At 59.9% G+C, this 7599-nt stretch carries 6 protein-coding genes and 1 pseudogene; 3 read left to right on the forward strand and 4 right to left on the reverse strand.

Going from position 1 to position 7599, the window contains the following annotated elements; all coding sequences use genetic code 11:
- Positions 1 to 60 precede the first annotated feature (60 nt).
- Genes NH448_RS17045 through NH448_RS17055 form a run of 3 tightly spaced genes read right to left on the reverse strand, consistent with a single transcriptional unit; the run spans position 61 to position 4313 of the window.
- Entirely contained in the window at positions 61 to 1548 is a 1488-nt protein-coding gene (locus NH448_RS17045) for an aldehyde dehydrogenase family protein (protein ID WP_253029104.1), read from the reverse strand.
- Positions 1545 to 2654: a mandelate racemase/muconate lactonizing enzyme family protein gene (locus NH448_RS17050; RefSeq protein ID WP_213228398.1), complete on the reverse strand. Its 1110-nt coding sequence runs from the start codon at positions 2652 to 2654 to the stop codon at positions 1545 to 1547. Before NH448_RS17050 ends, NH448_RS17045 begins: the two co-directional genes overlap by 4 nt.
- Positions 2655 to 4313 carry an FAD-dependent oxidoreductase gene (locus NH448_RS17055; RefSeq protein WP_253029105.1) on the reverse strand — a complete coding sequence of 553 codons (1659 nt, stop codon included), beginning with the start codon at positions 4311 to 4313 and terminating at the stop codon, positions 2655 to 2657.
- Between the two features lie 328 nt (positions 4314 to 4641).
- Here NH448_RS17055 and NH448_RS17060 point away from each other — a divergent pair, with 328 nt between their 5' ends.
- The 3 genes and pseudogenes from NH448_RS17060 to NH448_RS17070 form a co-directional block, all read left to right on the forward strand.
- The gene (locus NH448_RS17060; RefSeq protein ID WP_124802346.1) at positions 4642 to 6279 is read left to right on the forward strand and encodes a BCCT family transporter; all 1638 of its coding nucleotides are present in this window, start codon (positions 4642 to 4644) and stop codon (positions 6277 to 6279) included.
- A 104-nt stretch (positions 6280 to 6383) separates the two neighbouring features.
- The gene (locus NH448_RS17065) at positions 6384 to 7028 is read left to right on the forward strand and encodes a GntR family transcriptional regulator (RefSeq protein WP_253029106.1); all 645 of its coding nucleotides are present in this window, start codon (positions 6384 to 6386) and stop codon (positions 7026 to 7028) included.
- Between the two features lie 223 nt (positions 7029 to 7251).
- Positions 7252 to 7473 (forward strand): annotated as a pseudogene (locus NH448_RS17070) (ATP-binding cassette domain-containing protein); the annotation flags it as partial.
- Between the two features lie 27 nt (positions 7474 to 7500).
- On the opposite strand, the gene NH448_RS23705 reads toward NH448_RS17070, so the two are convergent.
- Complete coding sequence (locus NH448_RS23705; protein ID WP_366077885.1) at positions 7501 to 7596, reverse strand: integrase core domain-containing protein; 96 nt, start codon at positions 7594 to 7596, stop codon at positions 7501 to 7503.
- Positions 7597 to 7599 lie beyond the last annotated feature (3 nt).

The raw sequence follows: 7599 nt of genomic DNA on the forward strand, positions 1-7599 counted from the left end.
TCCAGGGACGCTAGGCGCTGTCCGAAAAGTCGACGAGCGAAGGCACTTTTCAGACAAGCCCTAGAGCTTGACCGTCACGTTCTTGTTCCTCAGGTAATTGTCGAGTGCCAAAAGGCCCTTTTCTCGGCCAAACCCTGAGTGCTTGGTGCCACCGACCGGTGCGTATATTCCGCCGGCAAAGTACTGGTTGATGGTGACCTGACCTGCATCGATCTCGGCGGCAAGTCTAAGCGCCCTGGCGACATCGCGGCTGTAGACACAGGCGGCAAGGCCGTAGTCGGTGCCATTGGCAATCGCGAGGGCTTCCTCATCGCTGGCGACCACCTGCACCGCCAGGACCGGACCAAAGATCTCTTCCTGCACCAGTCGATCATCACGCTCCAGTCGATCAATCACGGTGGGCTCAAAGAAGAGCCCCTTGCCGCTCTCAGGGTCACGGGTAACATTTCCGCCACAGCGGATGGTCAAGCCGCGCGCCTTGGCGTCGTCGACGAAGGAGGCAATCTTGGCCAGGTGGCCGGCGGAGTTGATGGCGCCGATGTCTCGTCCCTTGAGGCCATGTCCCAATGTCAGCTCCGCCACTCGCGGCAGAAAGGCCTGCATGAAGGCTTCGTGCTGGGACTCGTGGATCACCAGGCGTGAACCGGCGGTGCATACCTGGCCTGCGTTGTAGTAGATCGCCCAGACCATGTCCTCGGCGACCTTGTCGATATCGGCGTCGGCCAGCACCACGGCAGGGGACTTGCCGCCCAGCTCCAGCAGCACGCTGGAAACATTGTCGGCAGCTGACTTCATTACCTGCTTCCCGGTCGCAACCGAACCGGTAAAGGTCACGTGCTGAACCAGACGATGGGATGTCAGGGCATCGCCAATATCGTGACCATAGCCGGTCACGACATTGACCACACCGTCGGGCAGGCCGGCTTCGCTGAACAAGGCCGCCATGACCAGCGTGGACAGCGACGTCAGCTCGGACGGTTTGACGACCGCAGTACAGCCGGCCGCCAGTGCCGGGGCGATCCCGCGTACGGCGGTCAACAGCGGAAAGTTCCACGGAGCGACGTGGGCGGTCACCCCCACCGGCTCGCGACGATTGATCGAGACAAACCCGTCGCCCAGGGGGGTGGTGCTTCCCTCGATCTTGTCGGCTAGCCCTGCATAGTAGGCGAGCTGTGACGCTGCCCCTTGAATATCGGCTTCGGCCTCGGCGTAGGGTTTGCCCGAATCCAGACACTCGATGACCGAGAGCAGTTCGCTATTACGGCGCACCGTGTCGGCGAGACGAAAGAGGTGCTCGGCCCGCGCGGCAGGCGCAAGGCGGCGCCAGTGTTCGAAGGCACGCTGGCTGCCGGTTACTGCAGCCTCGACGTCTTCCGGGGTGCCCCTGGCGATGTGCGCAATCGTGCTCTCGCTGCCGGGATCGGTAACCTCGATAGTCTCGCCCGAGGTAGACGTATGCCACCGCCCGTCAATGAAGTGCTGCGGCGTAAGGTGCGGCGTCGGATCGATCACGCCGGCTTTCTCGCAAAGAGTCTTGAGTGCTGTCATGTCAATTCGCTCGCTCGGTAGTGGGCGGATTCCAGCCAGTCCTGGCGCACGCGGATGCCCCAGCCTGGCTCGTCGGGGATGGCAACCTTGCCATCCTTGGCCACCGGGAAGTTGTCATAGATGCCGTACTGCCAGGGATAGTAGTCGTCTTCCTCGATGGAAAACTCGAGATAAGGGCCAGCATTGTCGATGGCCCCTTGAAGGTGCAGGGTGAAGATGGTCACCAGGCTGAGATTCGCGGTGTGAGGGGTCACGACACGCCCAGCCTTGCGGGCCATTTCCACCACCTGAAGGGTGCGTGTGATGCCGCCCATGTAGCAGATGTCTGGCTGCAGTACGTCGACCACGCGGTCATCGATCATCTTCTGCCAGGCCGGCAGATAGTGATCCTGCTCGCCCCCTGTCACGTCCAGCGACAGCGCGGCCGTGACCTGGCGAGTCCACTCCATTTCCCAATAGGGGCAGGGTTCTTCGAAATGCTGGATGCCATTGTCCTGCAGAAGACGCCCTACCTCGATGGCGCGCTCTGGGCGAAAGCAGCTGTTGGCGTCGGCCAGCAGGTCGACGTCAGGCCCCATGGCTCGACGAATGGTCGGGATGATCGCCTCCGTGCGCCCCGGCCATTCATCCTGGTTACGACCGCACTCGGCGCCCACACGAAACTTGAAAGCGTCATAGCCGTGGCGATCACGCAAGCGTAGAAAGCGTTCAGCTTCCTGCTCGGGGGTAATGTCGCGCTTCATGCTGGAGGCATAGACCCTGAGCGGTCGAACCGTACCACCGAGTAGCTCGCAGACCGTCTTGTCATGAGCCTTGCCGAGCCAGTCCCACAGCGCCGTCTCGACACCGCACAGCGCGCGATAGAGATAGGAGCCCAGAAACTTGTGCTGGCGTTCCAGCACCAGGGCCACGCTGTCAGCGATATCATCAATCCCGTTGATGTCGCGCCCCTCGAACAAGGGAACCACCTGACGATGCATGATCTCGACACTGATGTCGGCGTTGTAGGTGGACACCTGGCCCACGCCCTGGCTGCCGTCGGCCATGGTGACGCGGACGATACCAACGTCCTCGCTGTAGAAAGATTCGACCTTCTTGATTTTCATCTAAGTGTTCCAGGACTGGCGAATGATGTCGGCGGCCACCTCGGCCACCATCAGGGTGGGGGCCTGGGTATTGCCGGAGGTAATGTTGGGAAAGATGGACGCGTCGACGACCCTCAGGCCCTCGGCTCCGTGAACCTTGAGTGACGGGTCGACGACCGAATTCTCGAGCCGGGTACCCATGGCGCAGCTTCCACAGAGGTGGTAGATCGACCCGCACGACGCCCGGAAGTCGTCGAGAATGGCCTCGTCACTGTGCATATCGGCGTATCCGCGGTGATCGACCAGGATGTCCTTGAGCGGCCCCGCGCTGGCTAGACTGCGTACCTGACGAAAGGCCGCGAGCAGTTCTGCCTTGTCACGAGCATCGGACAGGTAACGATTGTGAATCGCCGGCGCATCGTCGGGGTCAGCGCTCTTCAGCGTCACGGAGCCGCGACTGTAGGGTCGGCAGACATTGTAGAAAAGCGACACCTCGGCGTGCCGATGCAACACCAGGCGCCCCCCGGCCTCCTCCGGCAGGGCGTAGGAGATGGGATTGAAGAACACCTGCGCCTTGGCGTGACCGTCGCCACTCTCTTGCACCGAGTGCTCCCCGTGACCCGACACCCTCGTCCGCTCGAGGGGGACAAAGGCGCCAGCGTGCTTGACGCCAAAGGCCAACGGACCTTGGCGGCGACTCACGTAGTCCCAGCCAGCCCGCAACTTGCCCGTCAGCCGGCCAAGCGTCACGTTGAGTGTCGGCTCGCGACTCTCGAAGAACAGACTGCCGCACAAGTGATCCTGCAGATTCTGCCCAACTCTGGGGTTGTCGATGACACTGTCGATGCCCAGTCGCGCCAACGCCTTGGCGTCACCAACGCCAGAAAGCTGCAACAACTTCGGGGAATCCACCGCTCCGGCACACAGGATTACCTCCTGGCGGGCCTTGATCATGCGTCGTTCGCCACCGCACGCGACCTCGACACCGACGGCACGTCGCCCCTCGAACACCAGTCGCCTCGCCTGGGTCTGCGTCATCAGCGACAGATTCGAGCGCTTCAGCGCCGGGGTCAGGTATTCCCGAGCGCTCGATGAACGCAGGCCGGCCCGAACATTCATGTCGTAGAAGCCATAGCCATCCAGGCGCTCGCCGTTGAAGTCATGATTATTCGGCAGTCCAGACGCGTCACAGGCAGCGAAGAAGGCATGGCAAAGCTCGGGGGCACTATCCCGGGTGGAAAGGACCCCAATGCTTCCATCACGACCGTGATACCGTGTGTCCTCGCTATGGTGTCGCTCCAGGCGCCGAAAATAGGGCAGGACAGCGTCATAGGACCAACGTGGAGAGCTGACCGCAGCCCAGTCATCGAAGTCTCGCCGATCACCACGCACGTAGATCATGGCGTTGATCGCACCGGAGCCACCAACCCCCTTCCCCCGGGGCTGGTAAACCCGCTGCTGCCCCAGCTCGGGCTCAGGTTCGGAGCGATAGCAGTAGTTGTAGCGAGAACTGTTGAAGTGATGGACGAACCCTGCCGGCACCGAGATTGTCGGCGTCTTGCCGCGTGCTCCTGCCTCGATCACCAGCACCTGTCGATCGCAATCCTGTGACAGCCTTTCCGCCAGTACACAGCCGGCGGAGCCTGCTCCAATGATGATGATGTCGACCTCTGAAACCATGCGGGCTGCTCCAGCCAGGAAAGGTGATGACTGACCACAATCTAACATTCTAGTTTTGGTGTTGTGAAGACGCGAAATAGTCATACGCATCACAGCAGCATAGACTTTTGTCGTAGCGAAAAACCTTTAACCAAAACACAACAAACCTTCATATGTTTGTTTTTTATGGAAATTCAAGGGATCACTCAGTGACATCTCTCGCTCTAACACGACATCACCCTCGCACAGCAGTTGAAAGACAATCCCTAAACTAGCATTTTAGATAACCACAACACGCCTGCCCCCTGCTTCGACAGGGTTTTTGTTTTCACCTGCAAAGGCTTCGCCCATGCGCTATCAGAAAATAAGAAAGGAAATCGCCGGCATCGATCCAGCGGTGTTCATGCCTGCACTCCTCCTCACCCTGCTACTGGCTCTGGTCTTTTCCCTCTGGCCCGAGCAGAGTGGGAGCCTCCTCCATCAGATTCACGCCTTCACCACCAACGAACTTGGCTGGTTCTTCCTGCTGGCCACCATCGGCGCGATCAGCTTCTGCCTGTATCTGGCGATGTCGCGTTACGGCAAGGTGGTTCTGGGAGACCGCGACACTCGTCCAGAATTCTCGACCCTCACCTGGCTGGGCATGATCTTCACCTCGGGCACCGGCGGTAGCCTGCTGTACCTCAGCGCCGCCGAATGGATCTGGATCATGCAGTCGCCTCCCTTCGGCGCCGAGCCCGGTAGTGCAGAGGCGGCACGCTGGGCCAGCGCGTTCGGCATGTTTCACTGGGGCCCCTCGGCATGGGCCTGGTATATCGCCTGCGCGATACCGATCGGCTATGCCATGTACGTCCGCAAGCAACGCAACCTGAAACTCAGTGAACTGACTCGCCCGGTGCTAGGGCGCTGGGCCGATGGCCTGGTCGGTCACGCCATCAACTTTCTGTATATGTTCGGCATCATCGGCGGCGTCATGACGTCGATCGCCCTTGGCACACCGCTTATTTCGAGCACCTTCGCCTACGCATTTGGCATGCAGGCAGGCAACCCGGTACTCGACGTCTTTGTGATATTTCTGTGGACCGCCATTCCGATGATGGCGCTGATCCTCGGCCTGCAGAAAGGCGTCGCTCGCCTGTCCAATTTCAACGTCCGCCTGGATATTGCCTTGCTGGTGGGCGTCCTGGCGTGTGGCCCGCTGTCTTTCACGCTCAACCAATCGGTAGACGGGCTGGGCCTGATGCTCCAGAACTTCGTCTACATGAGCTTCGCCACAGACGTTATTCGCAATACCGGCTTTCCCCAAGCCTGGACGATCTTCTACTTCTCCTGGTGGGTCGTCTACGCCCTGCCTTACGGACTTTTCATCGCCAAGATATCGCGTGGCAGGACCATTCGGGGAATCGTCTTCGCCGGCCTGGTGGCCGGGTCGCTGGGCTGCATGGTGTTCTACATGGTCTTTCCGGCATTCGGCATCCACCTCCAGACCAGCGGCCAACTGGACCTCATCGCGGTGATGAACGAGGCGGGTCGCGGCGAGGTGGTGAAGGCCATGCTCGAGCAACTGCCTGCCGCAGGACTGTTCATCGTGGTGTTCGGTCTGGTAGCCCTGCTGTCCTATGTCAGCGGTCAATGTGCGGTCGGCTATTCACTAGCCTCGGCGACGCAAAAGACCCTGCTTCCCGAGCAGGAGGCGTCACGCTATAACGCGTCTTTCTGGCTGGTGCTGGTCGGGCTGGTCTCCACAGCGCTCTACTTCCTCAATCCAGAAAGCTTGACGCCACTACAGACGATATCGATCCTGACGGGGTTCCCGCTGTGCTTCGTCATCGCCATCGTCGGACGTAGCTTCATGCTGATGCTGAATCGGGATCTGTTCAACGAAACGGCGGTGCGAGATATCGATGGCAAGAAGTATCTAACGCCGACCACCACTGGCATCGATGCACCAGTCAATACCGGCGCAGTATCGCCAGAACTGGACTAAGTCCACGATCGACAGTAAAACACACGGGCTTGGTGTCATTGGCACCTCGCCCGTTGTCACGGCGGAACGGATACGGTCTAAAGAGCAAGAACAGGAGAAGAAGGATGGCCGAGGGTGCCGAGTCGATGTCGCAGCAGGCATATACCATCATCAAGGATCGCGTCCTGAAAGGCACCTATGCCCTGGACCAGAAGATCTCGATCAAGGAATTGACCGAGGGCCTCGGGATTGGACGCAGCCCGGTAGGCGAGGCGTTGAAACGCCTGCAGCATGAAGGGCTGATCACCATTTCACCCAAGAGCGGCAACAGGATCTGGAACCCCACGCTGACCGAGCTTGAACAGCTCATGGCGTACCGAAAGATGATGGAGATTGGCGCCCTGCACATGTCTCGAGATGTGTTATCCCTCTCAGACAGTCTGTTGACCCTGTGCCATCAGATGGATGAAGCCATCTCGAAAGAAGACTGGCTGAGCTATGAAGCGTTCGACTACCAATACCACATGACCTTGATCGAATCTTCCGGCAATCAATACCTCATTGACTCCTATCGCCTGGTAGCAGACAAGATCCGCCTCGCTCGCAACAACATGACCCGCACCTTCGATCTATCCAACGCCGGCCACTACGATATTGCCAACGCCCTGAAGCGCAACACCTTCCTGGCCGAGCGGGAGCTGGACAAGCACTTGACGGTATCACGAGACCGCTTCACCCGTTTACACACGCCCACCAACACACGAGGCTAAACCGAGCCTGCCACCCCTCCCCTCTCACGACGTACCGCCAAGATTCACTCCGCGTTTCAAAGGCCTTCCCTGCCCCGCCGGCCGGCAGCTGCCGGTGCCGACCGGTTCTCGAGTAGCTAGCCACCGGGTCAGACGCGTACAATGCGCCCTCCACTTTGGTCGAAGCCCCTTGCCGTGCCGGCCCAAGTCTCTCATTCATGTTCATCCCGCGAGATACTCCGCCGTGCTCTCTACCGCCAACATCACCATGCAGTTTGGCCCCAAGCCGCTGTTTGAAAACGTTTCTGTCAAATTCGGCCAGGGCCACCGCTACGGTCTGATCGGGGCCAACGGCTGTGGCAAGTCGACCCTGATGAAGATCCTCGGGGGCGACCTCGAGCCGACCAGCGGCCAGGTGATGAAGGACGCCACCACTCGCCTGGGCAAGTTGCGCCAGGACCAGTTTGTAATGACCCCCTGGTTTCTGCACACCTCATCCAGTTAATGCGAGGTGTGCTCGGGGTGCCACATAGCCCAGAGACTGATGTGGTCGCTCTTCGTTGTAGTACCGGATCCAGCGCTCGATCACGAT

Source organism: Halomonas sp. OfavH-34-E (assembly GCF_024124525.1).
In the GTDB taxonomy this organism is placed as follows: domain Bacteria; phylum Pseudomonadota; class Gammaproteobacteria; order Pseudomonadales; family Halomonadaceae; genus Halomonas; species Halomonas litopenaei.

Excerpts from the sequence above, each read along its gene's own strand:
- NH448_RS17065 (WP_253029106.1), top strand. The coding sequence starts at position 6,384 with ATGGCCGAGGGTGCCGAGTCGATGTCGCAGCAGGCATATACCATCATC.
- NH448_RS17060 (WP_124802346.1), top strand. The coding sequence starts at position 4,642 with ATGCGCTATCAGAAAATAAGAAAGGAAATCGCCGGCATCGATCCAGCG.
- NH448_RS17050 (WP_213228398.1), bottom strand. The coding sequence starts at position 2,654 with ATGAAAATCAAGAAGGTCGAATCTTTCTACAGCGAGGACGTTGGTATC.
- NH448_RS17045 (WP_253029104.1), bottom strand. The coding sequence starts at position 1,548 with ATGACAGCACTCAAGACTCTTTGCGAGAAAGCCGGCGTGATCGATCCG.
- NH448_RS17055 (WP_253029105.1), bottom strand. The coding sequence starts at position 4,313 with ATGGTTTCAGAGGTCGACATCATCATCATTGGAGCAGGCTCCGCCGGC.